The 21,806-nt window shown below is 60.1% G+C and carries 17 protein-coding genes; 8 read left to right on the plus strand and 9 right to left on the minus strand.

The window, feature by feature from the left end:
- Positions 1 to 269 precede the first annotated feature (269 nt).
- The 6 genes from ACQY47_RS22215 (at position 270) to prpD (ending at position 8,707) form a co-directional block, all read left to right on the plus strand.
- Positions 270 to 983, plus strand: a complete 714-nt coding sequence (locus ACQY47_RS22215) for a GntR family transcriptional regulator (protein WP_428551896.1) — start codon at positions 270 to 272, stop codon at positions 981 to 983.
- Positions 980 to 1,873 (plus strand): methylisocitrate lyase, encoded by an 894-nt coding sequence (gene prpB, locus ACQY47_RS22220; RefSeq protein ID WP_017134742.1) that lies wholly within the window; start codon positions 980 to 982, stop codon positions 1,871 to 1,873. Before ACQY47_RS22215 ends, prpB begins: the two co-directional genes overlap by 4 nt.
- A gap of 42 nt (positions 1,874 to 1,915) precedes the next feature.
- Positions 1,916 to 3,043, plus strand: coding sequence for a bifunctional 2-methylcitrate synthase/citrate synthase (gene prpC / locus ACQY47_RS22225; RefSeq protein WP_017134743.1), 1,128 nt, complete (start codon positions 1,916 to 1,918; stop codon positions 3,041 to 3,043).
- A 183-nt stretch (positions 3,044 to 3,226) separates the two neighbouring features.
- On the plus strand, positions 3,227 to 5,821 hold the full coding sequence (gene acnD / locus ACQY47_RS22230) for a Fe/S-dependent 2-methylisocitrate dehydratase AcnD (protein WP_428551901.1): 2,595 nt from the start codon (positions 3,227 to 3,229) through the stop codon (positions 5,819 to 5,821).
- Positions 5,822 to 5,831: 10 nt separating this feature from the next.
- Positions 5,832 to 7,022, plus strand: a complete 1,191-nt coding sequence (gene prpF / locus ACQY47_RS22235; RefSeq protein WP_017134745.1) for a 2-methylaconitate cis-trans isomerase PrpF — start codon at positions 5,832 to 5,834, stop codon at positions 7,020 to 7,022.
- 200 nt (positions 7,023 to 7,222) lie between these two features.
- Positions 7,223 to 8,707 (plus strand): 2-methylcitrate dehydratase, encoded by a 1,485-nt coding sequence (gene prpD, locus ACQY47_RS22240; protein WP_428551905.1) that lies wholly within the window; start codon positions 7,223 to 7,225, stop codon positions 8,705 to 8,707.
- A 145-nt stretch (positions 8,708 to 8,852) separates the two neighbouring features.
- Here the strand turns inward: prpD and ACQY47_RS22245 are convergent, their stop codons facing one another.
- On the minus strand, positions 8,853 to 10,175 hold the full coding sequence (locus tag ACQY47_RS22245; RefSeq protein WP_428551908.1) for an AAA-associated domain-containing protein: 1,323 nt from the start codon (positions 10,173 to 10,175) through the stop codon (positions 8,853 to 8,855).
- A gap of 14 nt (positions 10,176 to 10,189) precedes the next feature.
- Complete coding sequence (locus ACQY47_RS22250) at positions 10,190 to 11,935, minus strand: ABC transporter permease (RefSeq protein WP_099548794.1); 1,746 nt, start codon at positions 11,933 to 11,935, stop codon at positions 10,190 to 10,192.
- 390 nt (positions 11,936 to 12,325) lie between these two features.
- On the opposite strand from ACQY47_RS22250, the gene ACQY47_RS22255 reads away from it, so the two are divergent.
- Positions 12,326 to 13,174: a hypothetical protein gene (locus ACQY47_RS22255; protein WP_428551912.1), complete on the plus strand. Its 849-nt coding sequence runs from the start codon at positions 12,326 to 12,328 to the stop codon at positions 13,172 to 13,174.
- A 62-nt stretch (positions 13,175 to 13,236) separates the two neighbouring features.
- Here ACQY47_RS22255 and ACQY47_RS22260 read toward each other — a convergent pair whose 3' ends face one another.
- Genes ACQY47_RS22260 through ACQY47_RS22280 form a run of 5 tightly spaced genes read right to left on the minus strand, consistent with a single transcriptional unit; the run spans position 13,237 to position 18,722 of the window.
- Positions 13,237 to 13,968, minus strand: a complete 732-nt coding sequence (locus ACQY47_RS22260; RefSeq protein WP_017134750.1) for an alanyl-tRNA editing protein — start codon at positions 13,966 to 13,968, stop codon at positions 13,237 to 13,239.
- A 2-nt stretch (positions 13,969 to 13,970) separates the two neighbouring features.
- Positions 13,971 to 14,963 carry a serine O-acetyltransferase gene (locus ACQY47_RS22265; RefSeq protein ID WP_017134751.1) on the minus strand — a complete coding sequence of 331 codons (993 nt, stop codon included), beginning with the start codon at positions 14,961 to 14,963 and terminating at the stop codon, positions 13,971 to 13,973.
- A gap of 37 nt (positions 14,964 to 15,000) precedes the next feature.
- Positions 15,001 to 15,915, minus strand: a complete 915-nt coding sequence (locus ACQY47_RS22270; RefSeq protein ID WP_428551916.1) for a PLP-dependent cysteine synthase family protein — start codon at positions 15,913 to 15,915, stop codon at positions 15,001 to 15,003.
- Between the two features lie 15 nt (positions 15,916 to 15,930).
- Positions 15,931 to 17,793, minus strand: coding sequence for a molybdopterin-synthase adenylyltransferase MoeB (gene moeB, locus ACQY47_RS22275; protein WP_170039295.1), 1,863 nt, complete (start codon positions 17,791 to 17,793; stop codon positions 15,931 to 15,933).
- 35 nt (positions 17,794 to 17,828) lie between these two features.
- The gene (locus ACQY47_RS22280; RefSeq protein WP_017134754.1) at positions 17,829 to 18,722 is read right to left on the minus strand and encodes a DMT family transporter; all 894 of its coding nucleotides are present in this window, start codon (positions 18,720 to 18,722) and stop codon (positions 17,829 to 17,831) included.
- Positions 18,723 to 18,882: 160 nt separating this feature from the next.
- Here ACQY47_RS22280 and ACQY47_RS22285 point away from each other — a divergent pair, with 160 nt between their 5' ends.
- Entirely contained in the window at positions 18,883 to 20,307 is a 1,425-nt protein-coding gene (locus tag ACQY47_RS22285) for a PLP-dependent aminotransferase family protein (RefSeq protein WP_099548997.1), read from the plus strand.
- 315 nt (positions 20,308 to 20,622) lie between these two features.
- On the opposite strand, the gene ACQY47_RS22290 is transcribed toward ACQY47_RS22285, so the two are convergent.
- Both ACQY47_RS22290 and ppsR read right to left on the minus strand, forming a co-directional pair.
- Positions 20,623 to 20,763 carry a hypothetical protein gene (locus ACQY47_RS22290; RefSeq protein WP_236445773.1) on the minus strand — a complete coding sequence of 47 codons (141 nt, stop codon included), beginning with the start codon at positions 20,761 to 20,763 and terminating at the stop codon, positions 20,623 to 20,625.
- A 60-nt stretch (positions 20,764 to 20,823) separates the two neighbouring features.
- Complete coding sequence (ppsR, locus tag ACQY47_RS22295) at positions 20,824 to 21,642, minus strand: posphoenolpyruvate synthetase regulatory kinase/phosphorylase PpsR (protein ID WP_003193298.1); 819 nt, start codon at positions 21,640 to 21,642, stop codon at positions 20,824 to 20,826.
- Positions 21,643 to 21,806 lie beyond the last annotated feature (164 nt).

Genomic DNA, 21,806 nt, shown 5'->3' on the forward strand with positions numbered 1-21,806 from the left:
TCCTGACGCGGTGCAGTGCGATGTTCAATTCAAGGCGACTGGCATTGCTGCGCAAACTCCCTCGTGCGCCGTTTCATCAAGTGATGTCAGGCAAAAGCGGCGGGCATTCTAACATGATGCTTTTCTGGCGCCAGCGCTGGCAGGCGGCCATGCCCAGCGAAGGTGCGGCAAGGGTTATTAGACGATTGTCGACAATGTGGATTTATTCTTTGACTAATAAGGCTTGATTGGCTAGTTTTTGCGACATTGCTTTTAAAGGTGTCGACAATATGCTGGGTCAGCTGGAAACACCGGTGGTGTCGCAAGACGATTCCCAGACCATGTCAGAGAACGTCTTCCGGCGTATCCAGGCCGCCATCGTCAAGGGTGAAATCGCTCCCGGCAGCAAGATCTCCGAACCGGAACTGGCGCGCACCTATGGCATCAGCCGTGGCCCGTTGCGTGAGGCTATCCACCGCCTCGAAGGCCAGCGCCTGCTGGTGCGTGTGCCTCATGTGGGCGCAAGAGTGGTGTCCTTGAGCCATGCCGAGCTGATCGAACTGTATGAAATCCGCGAGTCCCTGGAAGGCATGGCCTGTCGCCTGGCCGCCGAGCGCATGACCGACGCCGAAATCGAAGAGCTGCGCCAGGTGTTGCACACCCATGAGCGCGACGAAGCGTTCCAGGCGGGCCTGGGCTACTACCAGCAGGAGGGCGACTTCGATTTTCATTACCGGATAATTCAAGGCGCCGGTAACCGCACCCTTACCCAAATGCTCTGCGGCGAGCTGTACCAATTGGTGCGCATGTACCGCATCCAGTTCTCCGCCACCCCGAATCGTCCACGCCAGGCTTTTGCCGAGCATCACCGCATTCTTGACGCGATTGCCGATCGCGACGGTGAACTGGCCGAGTTGTTGATGCGCCGCCATATCGGTGCTTCCAAACGCAATATTGCCCGTCATTTCCCGGACGGCGCTCCTTCATCACGAGGTGAGTCATGAGTTCCAACAATAAAACCACTCCAGGCCAGCGTTTTCGTGACGCCGTTGCCAGCGAACAGCCCTTGCAGGTGGTTGGCGCAATCAATGCCAACCACGCGCTGCTGGCCAAGCGTGCCGGTTTCAAGGCGATTTATCTGTCAGGCGGCGGCGTAGCTGCCGGCTCCCTGGGCGTGCCGGACTTGGGCATCACCGGCCTGGACGACGTACTCACCGACGTACGTCGCATCACCGACGTGTGCGACCTGCCGTTGCTGGTCGACGTCGACACCGGTTTCGGCTCCTCGGCCTTTAACGTGGCGCGCACCGTCAAGTCGATGATCAAGTTCGGCGCCGCCGCCATCCATATCGAAGACCAGGTCGGCGCCAAGCGTTGCGGGCATCGCCCGAACAAAGAAATCGTGTCCCAGCAGGAAATGGTCGACCGCATCAAGGCCGCCGTAGACGCGCGCACCGATGACAGCTTCGTGATCATGGCGCGCACCGACGCGCTGGCGGTTGAAGGTTTGGAGTCGGCGCTGGAGCGTGCCGCCGCCTGCATCGAAGCCGGTGCCGACATGGTGTTCCCGGAAGCCATCACTGAGCTGGAGATGTACAAGCTCTTCGCCTCAAAGGTAAAGGCCCCGATCCTGGCCAACATCACCGAGTTCGGTGCAACCCCTCTCTACACAGTCGATCAACTGAAATCTGCCGATGTTTCCATCGTGCTGTACCCGCTCTCGGCTTTCCGCGCCATGAACAAGGCCGCCGAGAACGTCTACACCGCGATTCGTCGCGACGGTACCCAACAGAACGTCATCGACACCATGCAAACCCGCATGGAGCTTTACGATCGCATCGACTACCACACCTTCGAGCAGAAGCTCGACGCGCTGTTCGCCGCGAAAAAGTAACGAACGCGCCTCCCTGAATAACTACAAAATTGGAGAAGAACCATGGCTGAAGCAAAAGTACTGAGTGGTGCCGGCCTGCGTGGCCAGGTGGCCGGGCAGACTGCACTGTCCACCGTCGGCCAGGCCGGTGCCGGCTTGACCTATCGCGGTTATGACGTGCGTGAACTGGCCGCCGATGCGCAATTTGAAGAGGTCGCCTACCTGCTGCTCTACGGCGAGTTGCCGAGCAAAACCGAATTGGCCGCTTACAGCGCCAAACTCAGCAAACTGCGCGACCTGCCGCAAGCGCTTAAAGAAGTGCTGGAACGCATTCCTGCCGACGCCCACCCGATGGACGTGATGCGCACCGGTTGCTCGTTCCTGGGCAATATCGAACCCGAGAAAGACTTCAGCGCGCAGCACGATGTCACCGACCGCCTGCTCGCCGCTTTCCCGGCAATCATGTGCTACTGGTATCGCTTCAGCCACGACGGCAAGAAGATTGACTGCGTGACCGACGAACCCAGCATCGGCGGCCACTTCCTGCACCTGCTGCATGGCAAGAAGCCAAGCGCGTTGCATGAAAAAGTCATGAACGTGTCGCTGATCCTCTACGCCGAGCACGAATTCAACGCCTCGACCTTCACCGCCCGTGTGTGTGCTTCAACCCTGTCCGACCTGTATTCCTGCGTGACCGCCGCCATCGGCTCGCTGCGCGGCCCGTTGCATGGCGGCGCCAACGAAGCGGCGATGGAGATGATCGAGCGTTTCGGTTCGGCCGAAGAAGCCGTCGAAGGCACCCTTGGCATGCTGGCGCGCAAAGACAAGATCATGGGCTTTGGCCACGCGATCTACAAAGACAGCGACCCGCGTAATGAAGTGATCAAGGGCTGGGCGAAAAAACTCGCGGATGAGGTCGGCGACAAAGTGTTGTTCCCGGTTTCGGAAGCCATCGACAAGACCATGTGGGAACAGAAAAAGCTGTTCCCCAATGCTGACTTCTACCATGCCTCGGCGTACCACTTCATGGGCATCCCGACCAAGCTGTTCACGCCGATCTTCGTGTGCTCACGGCTGACCGGCTGGGCTGCGCATGTGTTCGAGCAGCGCGCCAATAACCGCATCATCCGCCCAAGCGCCGAATACATCGGCGTAGAACAGCGCAAGTTCGTGCCAATCGAACGTCGCTGAGTGGGCTGAACCCGGCACATTGGCCAATGTGCTTTTCTGTGGGAGCTGGCTTGCCTGCGATCGCATCACCCTGGTGTACCTGTCACACCGCAGTGATACCATCGCAGGCAAGCCAGCTCCCACAGAGAGCCAGGCCAGTGTCGACAGTTCGCCTTGTGAACCTACCGTGACCGAGTCCTGACGATGAACACTGAATTTCGCAAACCGCTGCCCGGCAGCCGCCTGGATTTCTTCGACGCCCGCGCGGCTGTCGAGGCAATCACGCCCGGCGCCTATTCCACCTTGCCGTACACCTCGCGCGTGCTCGCCGAAAACCTGGTACGCCGCTGCGACCCGGCCACCCTCAACGCTTCCCTGAGCCAACTGATCGAACGCAAACGCGACCTCGACTTCCCATGGTTCCCGGCGCGTGTGGTGTGCCATGACATCCTCGGCCAGACCGCGTTGGTCGACCTTGCCGGCCTGCGTGATGCGATCGCCCTGCAAGGCGGTGACCCGGCGCAGGTCAACCCGGTGGTGCCGACCCAACTGATCGTCGACCACTCCCTGGCCGTGGAAGCCGGTGGTTTTGACCCGGACGCATTCGAGAAAAACCGCGCCATCGAAGACCGTCGCAACGAAGACCGTTTTCACTTTATCGAGTGGACCAAAAAGGCCTTCAAGAACGTCGACGTGATCCCGCCGGGCAACGGCATCATGCACCAGATCAACCTGGAGAAAATGTCCCCGGTGATTCAGGTGCGTGACGGTGTGGCCTTCCCCGATACCTGCGTCGGCACCGACAGCCACACCCCGCACGTGGATGCCCTGGGCGTGATCGCCATCGGCGTCGGTGGCCTTGAAGCCGAGAGCGTGATGCTGGGGCGCGCCTCGTGGATGCGCCTGCCGGAAAGTGTCGGCGTGGAGCTGACGGGCAAGCTGCAACCGGGCATCACCGCCACCGACATGGTGCTGGCGCTGACCGAGTTCCTGCGTAAACAGAAAGTCGTGGGTGCGTGGCTGGAGTTCTTCGGCGAGGGTGCTTCGGCACTCACACTGGGCGACCGCGCGACCATCTCCAACATGGCCCCGGAATACGGCGCTACCGCCGCGATGTTCTACATCGACCAGCAGACCATCGCCTACCTGAAACTCACTGGCCGCGAAGACGAACAAGTCACGTTGGTCGAGCAATACGCCCGCCACACCGGCCTGTGGGCCGATGACCTCAAGGGCGCGCAATACGAGCGCGGCTTGACCTTCGACCTGTCCAGCGTCGTGCGTAACATGGCCGGCCCGAGCAACCCGCATGCGCGTGTTGCCACCAGCGATCTGGCGTCCCAAGGCATCTCCGGTCAGTGGGATGATGTGCCGGGGCAAATGCCCGACGGCGCGGTGATCATCGCCGCCATTACCAGTTGCACCAACACCAGCAACCCGCGCAACGTGATTGCCGCAGGCTTGCTGGCACGTAACGCCAACCAGCTGGGGCTGACGCGCAAACCGTGGGTCAAATCCTCGCTGGCGCCGGGCTCGAAAACCGTGGCCATGTACCTGGAAGAAGCCGGCCTTGGCCATGAGCTGGAAAAACTCGGCTTCGGTGTGGTGGCGTTTGCCTGCACCACCTGCAACGGCATGTCCGGCGCGCTCGACCCGGTGATCCAACAAGAAATCATCGACCGCGACCTGTACGCCACTGCCGTGCTGTCGGGTAACCGCAACTTCGACGGCCGTATTCACCCGTATGCCAAGCAAGCGTTCCTGGCTTCGCCGCCGTTGGTGGTGGCCTATGCGATTGCCGGTACCATCCGCTTCGACATCGAAAAGGATGTGCTGGGCCTGGATGCCGACGGCAAGGAAATCCGCCTGAAAGACATCTGGCCAAGCGACGAAGAAATCGACGCTGTGGTCAAGGCGTCGGTCAAACCGGAGCAGTTCCGCGCCGTCTACATCCCGATGTTCGCGATCCACGAAGACACCGGCCCCAAAGTCGCGCCGCTGTACGACTGGCGCCCGCAGAGTACCTATATCCGTCGCCCACCGTACTGGGAAGGTGCGCTGGCCGGTGCGCGGCCGCTCAAGGGCATGCGCCCGCTGGCGGTACTGCCGGACAACATCACCACCGACCACCTGTCGCCGTCCAACGCGATCATGCTCGACAGCGCCGCGGGTGAATACCTGGCGAAAATGGGCCTGCCGGAAGTCGACTTCAACTCCTATGCGACTCACCGCGGCGACCACTTGACCGCGCAGCGCGCAACCTTCGCCAACCCGAAGCTGTTCAACGAAATGGTCGTGGAAAACGGCAAGGTCAAGCAGGGTTCCCTGGCGCGTATCGAGCCCGAAGGCCAGGTCACGCGAATGTGGGAAGCCATCGAAACCTACATGGAGCGCAAGCAGCCGCTGATCATCATCGCCGGCGCCGACTACGGCCAGGGCTCGTCCCGCGACTGGGCGGCCAAAGGCGTGCGCCTGGCCGGTGTGGAGGCGATTGCCGCCGAAGGGTTTGAGCGCATCCACCGCACCAACCTGGTAGGCATGGGCGTGTTGCCGCTGGAATTTTTGCCGGGCACCGACCGCCACACACTGAAGATCGACGGCAGCGAAACCTATGACGTGGTCGGCCAACGCACCCCGCGTGCGCAACTGACGCTGGTGATCAACCGCAAGAATGGCGAACGTGTCGAAGTGCCGGTGACGTGCCGCCTGGACACCGCCGAAGAAGTGTCGATCTACGAGGCGGGCGGCGTGTTGCAACGGTTTGCCCAGGACTTCCTGGAATCGGCGGCGACGGCTTAAGGGGATAACCATGGCACACGCAGCGCAAATCAAGATCCCCGCCACCTACATGCGTGGCGGCACCAGCAAGGGCGTGTTTTTCAGCCTCAAGGACCTGCCCGAGTCGGCGCAGGTGCCGGGTGCCGCCCGTGACGCCTTGCTGTTGCGGGTCATCGGCAGCCCCGATCCCTACGACAAGCAAATCGACGGCATGGGTGGTGCAACCTCCAGCACCAGCAAAACCGTGATCCTGGCCAAAAGTACCCGGGCCGATCACGACGTGGATTACCTGTTTGGCCAGGTCTCCATCGACAAGCCGTTTGTCGACTGGAGCGGCAACTGCGGCAACCTGTCGGCGGCGGTGGGTTCGTTTGCCATCAGCGCCGGCCTGGTTGACCCGGCCCGCGTGCCGCATAACGGTGTGGCGGTGGTGCGGGTGTGGCAGGCCAATATCGGCAAGACCATCATCGCTCACGTGCCGATCACCGACGGCGCGGTGCAGGAAACCGGCGACTTTGAGCTCGACGGCGTGACCTTCCCGGCTGCCGAAGTGCAGCTGGAGTTCATGGACCCGGCAGCGGAAGAAGAGGGCGGCGGTGGCTCGATGTTTCCCACCGGCAACCTGATCGACGACCTAGAAGTACCGGGTGTCGGCACCTTCAAGGCGACGCTGATCAACGCCGGTATCCCGACGATTTTCATCAACGCCCAAGACCTCGGCTACACCGGCACCGAGCTGCAAGGCGCGATCAACAGCGACCCGAAGGCCCTGGCAATGTTCGAGACCGTGCGGGCCTATGGCGCGTTGCGCATGGGCCTGATCAAACACTTGGACGAAGCCGCCCAGCGCCAGCACACGCCGAAGGTCGCGTTTGTGGCCAAACCTTTGGATTACGTGGCCTCCAGTGGCAAGGCAATCAAGGCCGGTGATGTGGATTTGCTGGTGCGCGCACTGTCCATGGGCAAGTTGCACCACGCGATGATGGGCACGGCGGCGGTGGCGATTGGCACGGCGGCGGCGATTTCCGGCACCCTGGTCAACCTCGCGGCCGGTGGTGTCGAGCGCAACGCGGTGCGGTTCGGGCACCCGTCCGGCACCTTGCGTGTCGGTGCCGAAGCCACCCAGGTGAACGGCGAATGGGTGGTGAAAAAAGCCATCATGAGCCGCAGCGCACGGGTGTTGATGGAAGGCTTCGTGCGCGTGCCCGGCGACGCGTTCTAACCCTTGCGGGAGCTGGCTTGTGTGGGAGCTGGCTTGCCTGCGATGGCATCACCTCTGTGTTTCAGATGAACCGAGGTGATGCCATCGCGGGCAAGCCCGGCTCCCACAGCTGATTCTCTATTTCAAGGCAGACACCCAAGATCTGCTTTCCAATAACCGTAAGCCCGAGGACTAACCCCAACCCACTTTGGAGTACTGCCATGAGCGCCAACGTCGACCAGAATAACCGCCCCGACTACGACCAGGTCCTGCAGGACATTGCCGACTACGTCCTCAATTACCGCATCGATTCCCGCGACGCGTTGGACACTGCACGCAATTGCCTGATGGACACCCTCGGCTGCGGCCTGCTGGCCCTGCGCTTCCCCGAGTGCACCAAGCACCTGGGGCCGCTGGTGGAAGGCACCGTCGTGCCGTTCGGCGCGCGTGTGCCGGGCACTTCATTGCGTCTGGACCCGGTCAAAGCCGCCTGGGACATCGGCTGCATCGTGCGCTGGCTCGACTACAACGACACTTGGCTCGCCGCCGAATGGGGCCACCCTTCGGATAACCTCGGCGGCATCCTCGCCGTGGCCGATCACCTGTCGCAAAAACGCGTGGCCAACGGCGATGCGCCACTGACCGTGCGTGCGGTGCTGGAAGCGATGATCATGGCCCACGAAATCCAGGGCGTGATTGCCCTGGAAAATTCCTTCAACCGCGTCGGCCTCGACCATGTGTTACTGGTGAAAGTCGCCTCCACGGCGGTCACCGCCAAGCTGATGGGCGCCAACCGTGAACAGCTGCTGTCGGCGTTGTCCCACGCGTTTGTCGATGGACAGGCGCTGCGCACCTATCGCCATGCGCCGAATGCCGGCTCGCGCAAATCCTGGGCGGCCGGGGATGCATCGAGCCGTGGCGTACGCCTGGCGGATATCGCGCTGCGCGGCGAGATGGGCATCCCCGGTGTGCTGAGCGCGCCGCAATGGGGTTTTTATGACGTGCTGTTCAGCCACACCAATAAAGACCTGGCGCTCAAGCCTGAGGACAAGCGCGCGTTCAGCCTGTCCCAGCCGTATGGCACCTATGTGATGGAAAACGTGCTGTTCAAAATCAGCTTCCCGGCCGAGTTTCATGCGCAAACAGCCTGTGAAGCGGCGGTGACCTTGCACCCGTTGGTCAAGGATCGTCTGCATGAAATCGAACGCATTGTGATCACCACCCACGAGTCGGCGATTCGCATCATTTCCAAGGTCGGGAAACTGGCCAACGCTGCCGACCGCGACCACTGCCTGCAGTACATGACTGCGGTGCCGTTGGCGTTCGGTAATCTGGTGGCCGAGCAGTACGAGGATGAATTCCACGCGGCGCACCCGATCATCGATGAGCTGCGCGAAAAAATGGAGATTGTTGAGGACTTGCGCTACAGCCGCGAATACCTGGAGGCCGACAAGCGCTCCATTGCTAATGCCGTGCAGGTGTTTTTCAAGGACGGCACCCACACCGAGCAGGTCGCGGTGGAATACCCGATTGGGCATCGCCGCCGTCGGGTGGATGGCATTCCGTTGCTGGAGGACAAGTTCAAGACCAACCTGGCGACGCGGTTTACCGCGCAGCGCAGTGGCGAGATTTTTGCGTTGTGCAAGGATCAGGCGCGGCTTGAGGCTACGCCGGTGAATCGGTTTGTGGACCTGTTTGTGATCTGACAAACACCAAAAAACTAACGGGGGAGCTAGCTTGTGTGGGAGCTGGCTTGCCTGCGATAGCATCACCTCGGTACTTCAGAAACACCGAGTCGCCTGCATCGCAGGCAAGCCAGCTCCCACAAAAAGCCCGCTCCCACTTGGTCCATTACATACTGCCTTCCACATCATCCAGGCTGAATGTCTCGGTATGGTCGTCATAGGAGAAAATCTCCGCATAACGCCCCCACGCCACCACGCTTTCCAGGGTTTTCTCCACAAAGGCTTCGGTCATCGAGTCTTCCAGCTCCTGCTCAAAACGCACCCGTGGCGCACGGTGCCCGCTGCGTTCAAGCAACACTTGATGAATCCGCGCGGCCAGGGGCACGTGTTTGATCAAGTGCTCGGCGAACAGGGTTTTGCGCTCTTGCGTGCCGTAGTCGGCGAACAGTTTGCCGGCGTCGGTGAGGGTGATGTCCGCGCCCTTGAGTTCAGCGAAACCCAAATGCTCGAGCATCTCGGCCACCGGGAACAGGTCATCGACTTCCAGCAAGCGCCGTTCGGCCACGGTCGGCAAGCCGGCGTGGCCGTTGTAAGGCTCGGCGGCCAGGGTTTCGATCAGGCCGGCCATCAGGTTGGTGGATACCTCCGGCAGCAGGCTGCCCATTTTCAGCTCGGGTATGCCACGGCTGGCATCGGCGCTGCGTCGGTCGGTCATCAGTGCGTAGATGTCGTCGACCATTTGCCGGAACGTCGGGTCCAGGCGGTTGCGCGGGTGCGCGAACGGCACCTTGATCTCGGCGACCACGCGGCCGGGGTTGGATGACAGCACCAGAATACGGTCGCACATCAGCACCGCTTCTTCGATGTTGTGGGTCACGATCAGGATCGACTTGATCGGCAGCTGTTTGCCGCTCCACAGGTCCAGCAAGTCAGTGCGCAACGTCTCGGCGGTGAGCACGTCAAGGGCCGAGAAGGGCTCGTCCATCAGCAACAGCGTCGGGTTGACCACCAGGCCACGGGCAAACCCCACGCGCTGGCGCATGCCGCCGGAGAGTTCGCGCGGGTAAGCGTTTTCAAACCCGTCGAGGCCGATCAAGTCGATGGCGGCCAAGGCGCGCCGGCGGGTTTCCTTGCGCTCGACTTGCAAGGCTTGCAGGCCGGCTTCGACGTTTTCCAGCACGGTGAGCCAGGGGAACAGGGCAAAGGTCTGGAACACCATGGCCACACCTTCGGCCGGGCCGTTGAGCGGCGCGCCGTTGTAGCGGACTTCGCCGGAGGATGGCTGGATCAGCCCGGCGATGATGCGCAGCAAGGTGGATTTACCCGAGCCGGAACGGCCAAGCATGCCGACGATCTCGCCTTCGTGCAGGCTCAGGTCGACGCCGCTGAGCACTTGCAGCTCGTCTTTACCTTTGCCGAACACTCGGTTGACGTTTTTCAGCGAGTAGATTTCCGGGGTATCGGCAGTGTTTTCGGTGTAGGTAGTCATCACAGCGAATCCCATCAATTCAGACGAAGTTTGTTTTCAGCGATGGCGTACATCGGTCGCCAGACCGCACGGTTGAACGCCACCACAAAGATCGACATCACCACCACGCCCAGGGCAATTTTCGGGAAGTCACCGGCAGCGGTGGTTTGCGCGATGTAGGCGCCCAGGCCGTGGGCGACCACATTGTCCTGGCCCCAGGACACGTACTCGGACACGATGCTGGCGTTCCAGGCACCGCCCGAGGCGGTAATGGCGCCAGTGACGTAATAGGGGAAGATCCCCGGCAGCATCACTTTGCGCCACCACAGCCAGCCACGGATGCGGAAGTTGGCGGCGGCTTCCTTGAAGTCATTGGGGAAGGCACTGGCGCCGGCAATCACGTTGAACAGGATGTACCACTGGGTGCCCAGCACGATCAGCGGGCTCAGCCAGATATCCGGGTTGAGGTTGTAGTGCAGGATCACGATCACAAACACCGGGAACAGCAGGTTCGCCGGGAAAGCCGCGAGAAACTGTGCCAGCGGCTGGATTTTTTCCGCCAGTGCAGGGCGCAAGCCGATCATTACGCCTAAAGGCACCCAGATCAGCGAGGCGATCAGAATCAGCCCGGCCACGCGTAGCAAGGTGATCAGGCCCAGTACAAACACGTGGCCGACTTCGGCGAAGGTCACTTCGGTGCCGACGTATTGCACGATGTGGTACAGCGCATACGCGGCCAGCAACGCAATCAACGTGCCCCACACCCAGTCGATCACTTTTGACGCCGCCGGTGTTTCTGCCGGCAACGCCTTGAGCGCACCGCCCGCCAGGCTGAAGCGTTTGTTGCCGATCCGGCTGAAGGTGCGGGTAATAGGGCGCAGACTGCGTTGCACGATGCGCGTGCGCTGGATCAGGTTCAGCAGCCAGGATTGTGGCGCAGCGCCCTGGGACGCGGTGGTTTCCATGCGGAACTTGTCAGCCCAGGCCACCAACGGGCGGAACAGCAACTGGTCGTACAGCAGGATCACCACAATCATCGCCAAAATCACGTAACCCACGGCGTGCAGGTCTTTCTGGGCGATCGCCAAGGCCAGGTACGAACCTACGCCCGGCAGGGTGATGGTCTTGTCGCCGACGGTGATGGCTTCGGAGGCAACCACGAAGAACCAGCCGCCGGACATGCTCATCATCATGTTCCACACCAGCCCCGGCATGGCGAACGGCACATCGAGCTTCCAGAATTTCTGCCAGCCGGAAAGCCGCAGGTTGGTCGACACCTCTACCAAATCGTGGGGCAGCATGCGCAGCGACTGATAGAAGCTGAACGTCATGTTCCAGGCCTGGCTGGTGAAGATCGCAAAGATCGCCGCGAGCTCGGCGCCGAGCACGCGCCCAGGGAACAGCAGCAGAAAGAACGTCACCGTGAATGAGATGTAGCCGAGCACTGGCACCGATTGCAGGATATCGAGCACCGGCACCAGCAGCTTTTCAGCGCGCCGGCTTTTGGCGGCCAGGGTGCCGTACAGCAGGGTAAAAACCAGCGCCGCGACCATGGCCGCGAGCATGCGCATTGTGGTGCGCATCGCGTATTCCGGCAGGTTGGCCGGGTCGAGGGAGATGACTTCACTTTGCAACGTCGCAATGGGCGCCCAGGTTTCCCGCGCGGTAAGGGAGAAAAACAGCAGAAAGCCGATCACCAGCGGCAGCGCGACCAGGTCCCAGCGGTTGGGCAGCAAGCGCAGGGTGGATGCCGGCAGGTAATCGCGGAACACTTTGTTCATAGGCATTCAGTCCTGCAGCGTTCAGGTTCAGGGGCGTAATGGGAGTGAGCTTAGCTGCTGCACGAATGACCCACCGGGAAGGACGGGCGCTGTTTTCGTGAGTCAGGGGCAACGATGCATTGCTGGCGGGATTGTACGTTTCTGAATGTTACAAGCACATAAATTTGCTGTCAGTTTCCTGTACGAACTGCGGCTTGGGCACCGGTTTTGCCTGCGTTGATCAACCTTCAGGAAAAGACTGATGGTGCTGCCGACATAATTAGCTACCCACACATCCTGTATCCCGGGAACCGCTTTCAGATAAATGCCAATCAATGGGTCAGATCACTTGTCGCAGCAAGTCTCTGCCAACCCACAACTCAGCACTGTCTGGATTTGAGAAAGCACCCTATGAATAGCGTAAATACCCGGCCACAAACGAACTACCCAACGGGCCACGAGGCGTCGCAATATTCGCAGCCCCTTCGTCAGAAAAACATGGTCGATACCTCAACGGGTGTCGACACACAGGGCGATGCTGCGGCTCCTCGGCCGCCCGTGACGGCAGAGCAACGCGGTCAGTTTTCGAGCCACAACACCCTCGTTAACCAGCCGCAATTGCATAAGGTCGGCCCACAGGCTGAGACCCTGGAGTTGTTGGGTAAAAATAACCAGCTCCTGATCGACTTCAAGGCGTTTATCACCGAGTGCCAGGAGAAAATCGTCAATCTTAAAAACGATATTGTCGAACTGCGTGAGCAACTGAGTGCTCCATGCAAAGACACCGACGAGGCCCCCGTAGAACTGCCTCAAACACCTCAAGAGTCGGTTAAGCAGGTTGTTCAAGACACTCAGACAACTGAAGTTGCCCAGGATCAAGAGCTTGAGGAGGCGCTCAAGCTAAATACGCAGTTGCGCGATGATATCGGCGAGCTCATGCAGCAGATGAAAGAGGCCTTTGAAGCGTTGGGCAAGGAGCTTAAAAGTATGACTGAGCAGGTCAAGACGATGACCAAACCTGAAACCCAGGCGCCAACGGCGCCAGCGGATAAGTCCATTATGACCACCAGCGATGAGCCGGCAGATCCGACCAACGAGTCACACACGCAGGCACTGCCCACCGCTGATCAATTCAGGGTGGACAACGCTAATATCGAAGCGGGTATTGCTGAGATGAAGTCCTACTACAGCACACAAATTTCATTGCTTGAGGAACAGGTTCAAGTGTTGAAAAAGCACCTTGATGAGGCGAAGCGGTAAGGCTTGGCTTCACTTCGGCAAGCGTGGGTCTCCAGCGCCCACGCTTGGCCGACTCGCGTACTTTATCCCTCAAACCGCAGGATCACCCGGCGGTTATGCTTGCTCTTCTTCTCGATTTTTTCGCAAAACACCCGGCCGATTTCTTCGGTATTGATCACGTGGGTGCCACCGCACGGCTGGATATCGATCCCGGCGATTTCTATTACCCGCACCGAGCCCTGGATGACCGGTGGCGCCACCGCCTGGGTGCGGGTGATCTGCAGCAGGGTCGAGTATTCCGAGGCGGGCATCGACAGGGTCTTCACGGCATGGGCTTGTTCGATCAAGGCATTAAGGTCACGGGTGATGCTGTCCTTGTCGAGGGTCATTTCCGGTAAATCGAAATCCAGGCGGCCTTTGTCTGCGCTGATGCTGCAGCCGGTGACGGGCGCATCAATGATCGAGCACAGCAGGTGCAGGCAGGTGTGCATCTTCATGTGCTGGTAGCGCCGTTCCCAATCCAGGCCGGCATCCACCTGCACGCCCGCCGTCAATTGCTCGGGGCAGTGTTCAACCTGGTGCCAGATGATCGAGCGCAACACCGGGTCGCGCACGGTGCCGGTCACGTTGACCCGCGTGCCGTCGGCCAGGGTCAGGTGCCCGGTGTCGCCCGGTTGCCCACCGCCGGTGGGGTAGAACAGCGTGTGTTCCAGGGCAATGCCCTGTTCACTGACGGCAATCACCCGGGCGCTGAAGGCGTTCTGGTAGGGCGCGCTGTCAAACAGCGCCAGGGTTTCCATGGTATGCACGGACATGTTCAACCTCCGACGATCAGTGGGCTGGCTTGCAGCAGGTGACGCACCATTGCGCTCAAGCCAGGCGGGGAGAGCAGGGTGATCTCAAATTCGGGGCCACAGACTTTCAGGTTCAGCGGCAAGCGTGGCAGATGGTCGCCGGTATCCAGGCGACGCAGACGAAACTGCAAATGATGGCGCTCCTTCACCGTGGGCTCCAGCAGCAGCCCCTGCAAAGGGTGAAAGTCGGCATCCAGCACCGTGACCTTGTGGCTGGCGCTGACTTCGCCAACCACGTGCAAACGCTCATCCAGCGCGAAAGCCCCCAGGTAATTGCTGTGATCCGATTCGGCATTCTTTTGTAACTGGATCTGGTTGACCACCTTGACCTTGGTGCCCGCCGGCACATCCTGGGTGATCACACACGAAGGGCTGATAAACACGTTGTCGCCAATCAACACATAGCCCAGCACACGGGCGCCGGAGCCGACCTCGACGTTATTGCCCAGGCGCGGGTGGCGTTTGCCGTCCGGATTATTGGCAATGCCTCGGGCGCCGAGGGTCACGCCGCAGAGGATGTAGCAATCGTTACCGATCTCGCAGGTTTCGCCGATCACGGTGCCGAAGCCGTGATCCAGCACAAAGCGCCGGCCAATGCGGGCTGCGGGGTGGATTTCGGCGCCGGAGAGGATTTTGCCCTGGTTGCTGAGCTTGAGAGCCATGCGTGAAAACACGCCGTTGGCCGGGTCGGGAAAATTCCACACCAAGTGTGCCAACCGGTAGAACAGCACCGCCTTGAACGACGCGTAGGATTCCAGGATCAGTTCGCCACGCCCACGGGACGCCGGGTCGCGATAGGCATAGGCAATCAAGTCCTCTGCCACGGCCTGGGCGGCATTCTGGATCAATGGCGCCAAATGCGGCTCCAACTGCTTCATCTGCGCAGGCGTCAGGGTCTGGATGAGGTGAGTGAGCAACTCATCGTGCAGCTGTTGCATGTCGATAAAGCCCCCCATGGAGGCACCCCCACAGTCTGGATGGTTGAAAAACCGATTATTCGAAATTGGGCAGGTAGCTATCGGCATTGTCGTAGACCATGGTCAACACCACCGTTTCAGGCGGGAGTTCGGGAGCGAGTTGGGCAATGGCAACCATGTTGGCGGCCGAAGACAAACCCAAGCTGATGGCGTCGGTGCGCATGATGCGTTTCATCATGTCGAGGCACGCCAGGCGTGAGACCTTGAGCATGCCGTCCAGTACACCCACGTTAAGAATGCTCGGGATCAAGCCGATCGACAGGCCCTGAATATGGTGCGGCGCGTGCTGGTCCTTGAGCAGGTCGCACTCTTCCGGTTCCACACCCATGATGCGCATCGCAGGCCAGGATGCCTTGAGGGTTTCGCCGATGCCGGTGATATGGCCACCGGTGCCGATGCCGCTGACGAAGTAGTCCACCCGCTGCTCGCCGAACGCGCGGAGGATTTCCGGTGCGGTGGTGTCGCGGTGAGTCTGCGGGTTGGCGCCATTACGCTGCTGGTTGAGCATCACGAAGTTGGGGTTTTCCAACTGCAGTTCCATGCACTTTTCGCCGTGGGAGTTGTTGCCCAGACGGCTGTCCGACAGCACCACCTTGGCGCCGTATAAACGCAGCAGTTTCTGTTTTTCGGGGCTGTAGTTGTCAGGGATCACCAGCACCACTTTGTAGCCCAGCACATTGCCGGCCATCACCAGGCCAATGCCGGTATTGCCGCCGCTGGGCTCGATGATGGTTTGCCCGCAGTTGCGAATCAGCACGCCTCGGCGTTCTGCGTCGAGGATCATGCCCAGGGCAATACGCGCCTTGTGGCTGCCGCCAGGGTTGAGGGATTCGAGCTTGGCGTAGACCTCGATGCCGAGGTCTTCGGAAAACTGCGCCAGGCGCACGATCGGCGTATGGCCGATCACGTCGAGAATGGAGTTATGCAACATCGCTCAGCCCCCGGATCAGTACAAAGGCATGTCGGGTTCGACGTCGCGAACCCAATGTTTCATGCCGCCCTGCAGGACTTTGGTATTGGCGAAGCCGGCGGCCAGCAGGGTGCCGGCCGCTTGCTCGGCGCGGGTTCCGGCGTAGCAGATCAGGTAATGGGTATTGTCGCGGCTGAGGCTGTCCAACTGCCCATCCAGTTCGGCCAGGGGGATATGCACCACGCCCGGCAATTTGCACACCTCCAGCTCGCTGGCGTCGCGCACATCCAGCAGCACGTCGGCGCTGCGTGGGTGTTCGAGCAGTTGCTTGAGCACGCGTGGTTTGATGTAGCGCTCCTCGGCCAACGCGGGCTGGCTCGGGAGGGCATCCGCGCAAACGGCTGGCGCGACGCTTTCGCTGTGGCGCAGGTCTGAGCAGCATGGGCAGTCGGCACGGCGTTTGAAGCGGATCTCGCTGAACTTCATGGCCAGCGCGTCGAAGCGCATCAGGCGGCCCGACAGCGGTTCGCCGATGCCGATGAGTAATTTAATCGCTTCGGTGGCCTGGATCATCCCGACCACACCCGGCAGCACACCGATCACGCCCCCGGCGCTGCAATTGGGTGCCAACTCGGCCGGCGGTGCTGAAGGAAACAGGCAGCGGTAGCACGGCCCGCCTTTGTAGTTGAGCACGCTGATCTGCCCATCGAAGCGGTAGATGGCGCCGTACACCAGTGGCTTGCTCAGCTGCACACAGGCATCGTTGACCAGGTAGCGGGTGTCGAAGTTGTCAGTGCCGTCGATCACCAGGTCATAAGCGCCGACCAGCTCCAACGCATTGTCGGCGTTGAGAGCGGTGTCGTGGGCATTGATCTGGATATGGCTGTTGAGGTCTTGCAGCCGCCGCTTGGCCGACTCGACCTTGGGCATGCCCAAGGTGCTGTTGCCGTGCACGATCTGGCGTTGCAGGTTGCTGCTCTCGACCACGTCGAAATCCACCAGGCCCAGGGTGCCGATGCCGGCTGCCGCGAGGTACAGGCTGATGGGCGAACCCAGGCCGCCGGTGCCGATGATCAGTACCTTGGCTTTTTTCAGGTTCAACTGGCCTTCCCGGCCGACGCCGGGCAGGGTGATGTGGCGTACGTAGCGCTGCACTTCTTCGTTGCTCAGTTGGTCGACGTCCATGCCACCGGAGGTGGCCAGCAGCACTTCGATTTTGGCTTTTTCCGGCAACTGCTCATCGGCGCCGATCAGTTCTTCCTCGGCGGTGAACAGGAAGTGTTCCTTGAGCTGGTTGTTCTTTTCATGAAACAGGTGCGTGCGCAGCTGTGGGTGGCTGCTGCAGAGGCTTTCAATGACTTCGCGCAATGTCGATCCAGTGCCCTCAAGGGTCGATTCCGGCAGCTTGGCCACGCGAACCAGAATATCGGGGAAAGAGACAGCGTTCATGGACAACTCCGTGTGCAGGTCGTTGAAGGGTTTAAGGGCGAATTGCTTGCCATCCCAGGCAAACAGCTTTGAGCCCAGGGCCTGGCCCTGGCGCACGTCCACCACCAGGTAGCTGACGGGGTGGATCGGCTCACCCAGGAACAGTGCCTTGTCCTGGTCTTCATCACTGAAATAGGCGCCGACGTCCGGGTGGGAGTGGTAGATCACCACCACCGGGTTGTCGCTGCGAAACGCCTTGTTCATCAGCAGGGTGTCGGCCACCGAAAAGGTATAGCCATTGGCCGCGCTGCGCGGGTACATCTCGGGGTTCTTGTGGTGCAGCTCATTCTGGATATTGTTGCCCAGGTACACACTGCCATCGGCGAAGACAAAACCGCAGCATTCTTCCGGGTAGCTGCGGCTGGCATGGGCATAGATCTGTTCCAGAGCGGTGGGGCGGAGGACTTCCATGTTTCTCTCGCGTTGTTGTAGTTGTGGTTTAAGGGTCAATTTTTCTTGGCCAGGAGTTTTTCAACTGGCAACTTGGTGATCGCAAAGCCGGCCAGCAGGATCGCCGAGTACAGCATCAGGTCACGGGAAATTTCCACGCCCTCGTACCAGGCGCCGATGATCACCGCGAACACCGGGAAGATGATGAACACGAATGACAAAATGATCGGGCTCAAACGTTTGAGCAACATGAAGTACACGATAAACCCGCCCACCGACGCGACCAATCCCAAGTAGAACAAGGCACTCCATGAACGCAGGGTGATGTTTTCGAACGTCGGTGTTTCAAACCACAGGCCGGCCACGAACAGCATCAACCCGGCGATGCCGATGGGCAATGTGTTGTAGGTAATCACGCTGATGGCGCTGCCTTTTTGCTTGGTGATGACGTAGCACAAGGCATGCATGATCGCGGCGGTCAGAATTGCCAGCACGCCGAAGAATTCGGCGTGGTCCAGGTGCAGGCCCTGGCTCTTGATGATCATGTAGAGGCTGCCGAAACCGATGCCGATGCCGACCACCTGGGAAAAGTAGATGCGCTCGCGCAAAAACAGCGCGGAAAAAATCAGGATGAACACCGGCATGCAGCTGAACAGCAGCGCGGTGAGGCCGGACGACACATGCATCTCGCCGTAGTTGAGCAAGTAATAGGGAACGCTGAAGTACGACAGGGTCACAAATACGAAGAACCAGCGGCTTTCGCGCGGGAACAGGATCGGCTCGCGGCGCACCAGGGCAAAACACAGGAACAGCGGGAACGCGATCAGAAAGCGCAACCCGGCGGACGTCAGCGGCGGCACGCTTTCGACGGCGATCTTGATGCCCAGCCAGGTGGTGCCCCAACTCAGGCACACGATGAGAAACATCACGCTGGTGACCAGACCGGCCAACCACTGTTTCTGATTTTTTGTTTTTGTAGTGTTTTCAAGAACGGCGGACATTGGCATCGTTTATTGCTTCCCTGAGCCGGAATTGAACTCTATATTGACAGTGTATTAAGTTGTTTCATTCGGTGATTGAACCCGTAAAAGCACACTATTAGGGCGAATGATGGCTGTCAAAACAAATATTGACATGGTGTCAATTATGCGTGAGGGGTTGTCCAGCGGTCAGGGCGTCAAGTACAAACGCCTGTCCGATGTGATGGAGCGGGGCATCCTTGAAGGCTTGATTGAGCCGGGGCGCAAACTGCCGCCCCATCGGGTTCTTTCCGATAACCTCGGCGTGACCATCGGCACCATCAGCCGAGCCTACGGCGAGCTGGAACGCCTGGGGTTAGTGGTGGCGCGTGTCGGTGACGGCACTTTCGTGCGCAAGCGTGGGATGGAGCGCCAGCGTGATGAAGGCTTTCGCAACGTCAGCGAAGAGCCACGCCAGTACTTCGATATGAGCCGCAACATGCACATTCCCGGGCAAGAGACGGTGTTTCTGGCCCAGAGCTTCCAAACCTTGTCGACCAACGCCAAATTCCTCCAGGACATCAGCGCCTACACGCCGGATGCCGGTTTGCCGCGCTACCGCGAGGCCGGTGCGCAATGGCTGGTGCAGCGCGATTTTCATCCGATTCCCGAGCAGGTCATCTGCGTCAACGGCGGCCAGCATGGCCTGCTCTGCGCCATGATGGCGTTGCTGCGGGCGGGGGATACGGTGGTCACTGAGCAACTGACTTACCCAGGGCTTATCACCGCCGCACGTATGCTCGGTGTACGGCTGATCGGCCTGGAGATGGATGACGAAGGCGTGCTGCCGGGTGCGCTGGATGAAGTCTGTCGTAATCACCGGGTTTCGGCGCTGTACTGCACCCCGACGATCCAGAACCCGACCACGGCCGTGCTGTCGGTCGCACGCCGGGAAGCGCTGGCCAAGGTGTGCCGCGAGCATAATCTGTTGATTCTGGAAGACGAAGCCCACGGCGTGTTGGTGGAAGATCGCCCGCCACCGCTGAGCTTTTTCGCGCCCGAGCGTACGATTTTGATCAGCAGCCTGAGCAAGGCGGTGTCTGCCGGGCTGCGGGTGGGGTATGTGCATGCGCCACCGGCATTGGTCAGCCGGATTTCGGCGGCCTTGCGCTCGACCTGCTGGATGGCTACGCCGGTGACGCTGGAGCTGGCGACGCAATGGATCGAAAACGGCACGGCGGAATACCTGCTGCGCCAGCAAATCAACGAGATCAGCCGGCGTAAAGCACTGGTGCGCGACCTTTTGGTCGGTTTGGAATACCGCACTCACCTCAACAGCCCGCACTTCTGGATTGAAGTGCCGGAGCCCTGGCGTGCGTCGGAAATCGAGGCGGAGCTCAAGCAGAATAATTACCTGATCGCCACCGCTGAGGCATTTGCCGTAGGGCAGACGGCGGTGCCGCAGTTTATTCGGGCGAGTATTTGTAATACGTCAGGCGATGATCAGTTGCTGCGTGAGGGCTTTGATGCGCTGGCCACCGCGCTGGGGCAGGGCGGTGACAGGTTTCAGCTGTAGGCAGGTTTACCGCGTTATCGTTCATCGCAGGCAAGCCAGCTCCCACATTTGGAATGCACTCCCCTGTGGGAGCTGGCTTGCTGGGGCCAGTTCAGGCATCCACTCCTTGAATCAGCGCTCCACATCTTTCTCCACCAGAATCTCCCCCATTTGGAATGCATTCCCCTGTGGGAGCTGGCTTGCTGGGGCCAGTTCAGGCATCCACTCCTTGAATCTGCGCTCCACACCTTTCTCTACCAGAATCTCCCCCATTTGGAATGCACTCCCCTGTGGGAGCTGGCTTGCTGGGGCCAGTTCAGGCATCCACTCCTTGAATCAGCGCTCCACATCTTTCTCCACCAGAATCTCCCCCATTTGGAATGCATTCCCCTGTGGGAGCTGGCTTGCTGGGGCCAGTTCAGGCATCCACTCCTTGAATCTGCGCTCCACACCTTTCTCCACCAGAATCTCCCCCATTTAGAATGCATTCCCTTGTGGGAGCTGGCTTGCCTGCGATGGCGCCCGTGCAGGCACCCACTATTTGAAGCGGCGCTCCACACCTTTTTCCACCAGAATCTTCGCCGAAATCTCTTCCACCGAAAAATGCGTGGAATTGATGTGCGCAATATTCTCGCGACGGAACAGATTTTCCACTTCGCGCACCTCGAACTCGCACTGGGCATAGCTGGAGTAGCGGCTGTTGGGCTTGCGCTCGTTGCGGATGGCGGTAAGACGGTCCGGGTCGATGGTGAGGCCGAACAGCTTGTGCGAATGCGCACGCAGGGCGGCAGGCAGCGTCAGGTGCTCCATGTCGTCTTCGGTGAGCGGGTAGTTGGCTGCGCGGATACCGAATTGCATGGCCATGTACAGGCAGGTCGGGGTCTTGCCGCAGCGAGACACGCCCACCAGGATCAGGTCAGCCTTGTCATAGTAGTGGGTGCGGGCGCCGTCATCGTTGTCGAGGGCGAAGTTCACCGCCTCGATACGCTCCATATAGTTGGAGTTGTGGCCAATGGAATGGGACTTGCCCACGGAGTAGGAGGAATGTTCACTCAGCTCCTGTTCCAATGGCGCCAGGAACGTAGAGAAGATGTCGATCATGAAACCATTGGAGGTTGCCAGGATCTCACGAATGTCTTGATTGACGATGGTGTCGAAAATGATCGGGCGAAAACCGTCTTTTTCAGCCGCCAGATTGATTTGTTGTACCATGGCCCGCGCTTTATCCACGCTGTCTATATACGGCCGCGTGAATTTGGCGAAGGTAATGTTTTCGAACTGCGCGAGCAGGCTCTGACCCAATGTTTCGGCTGTGATGCCGGTGCCGTCGGAGATAAAGAAAGCAGATCGTTTCATTTGAGCCCTGGGCCTTAAGCTGATGGCGAATCTTGGATATGATAGGCGCGATTTTGCCGTCCCGCAGTGGGCCGCATTCTCACTTATTTTCCAGGTCCAGGCCACAAGCGCTGGCGTTTGCTCCTACTGAGCCGCCGGCGTCCTGAGCTTTTCCAACACAGAAA

The organism is Pseudomonas edaphica (assembly GCF_965277385.1).
GTDB classification, from domain to species: domain Bacteria; phylum Pseudomonadota; class Gammaproteobacteria; order Pseudomonadales; family Pseudomonadaceae; genus Aquipseudomonas; species Aquipseudomonas edaphica.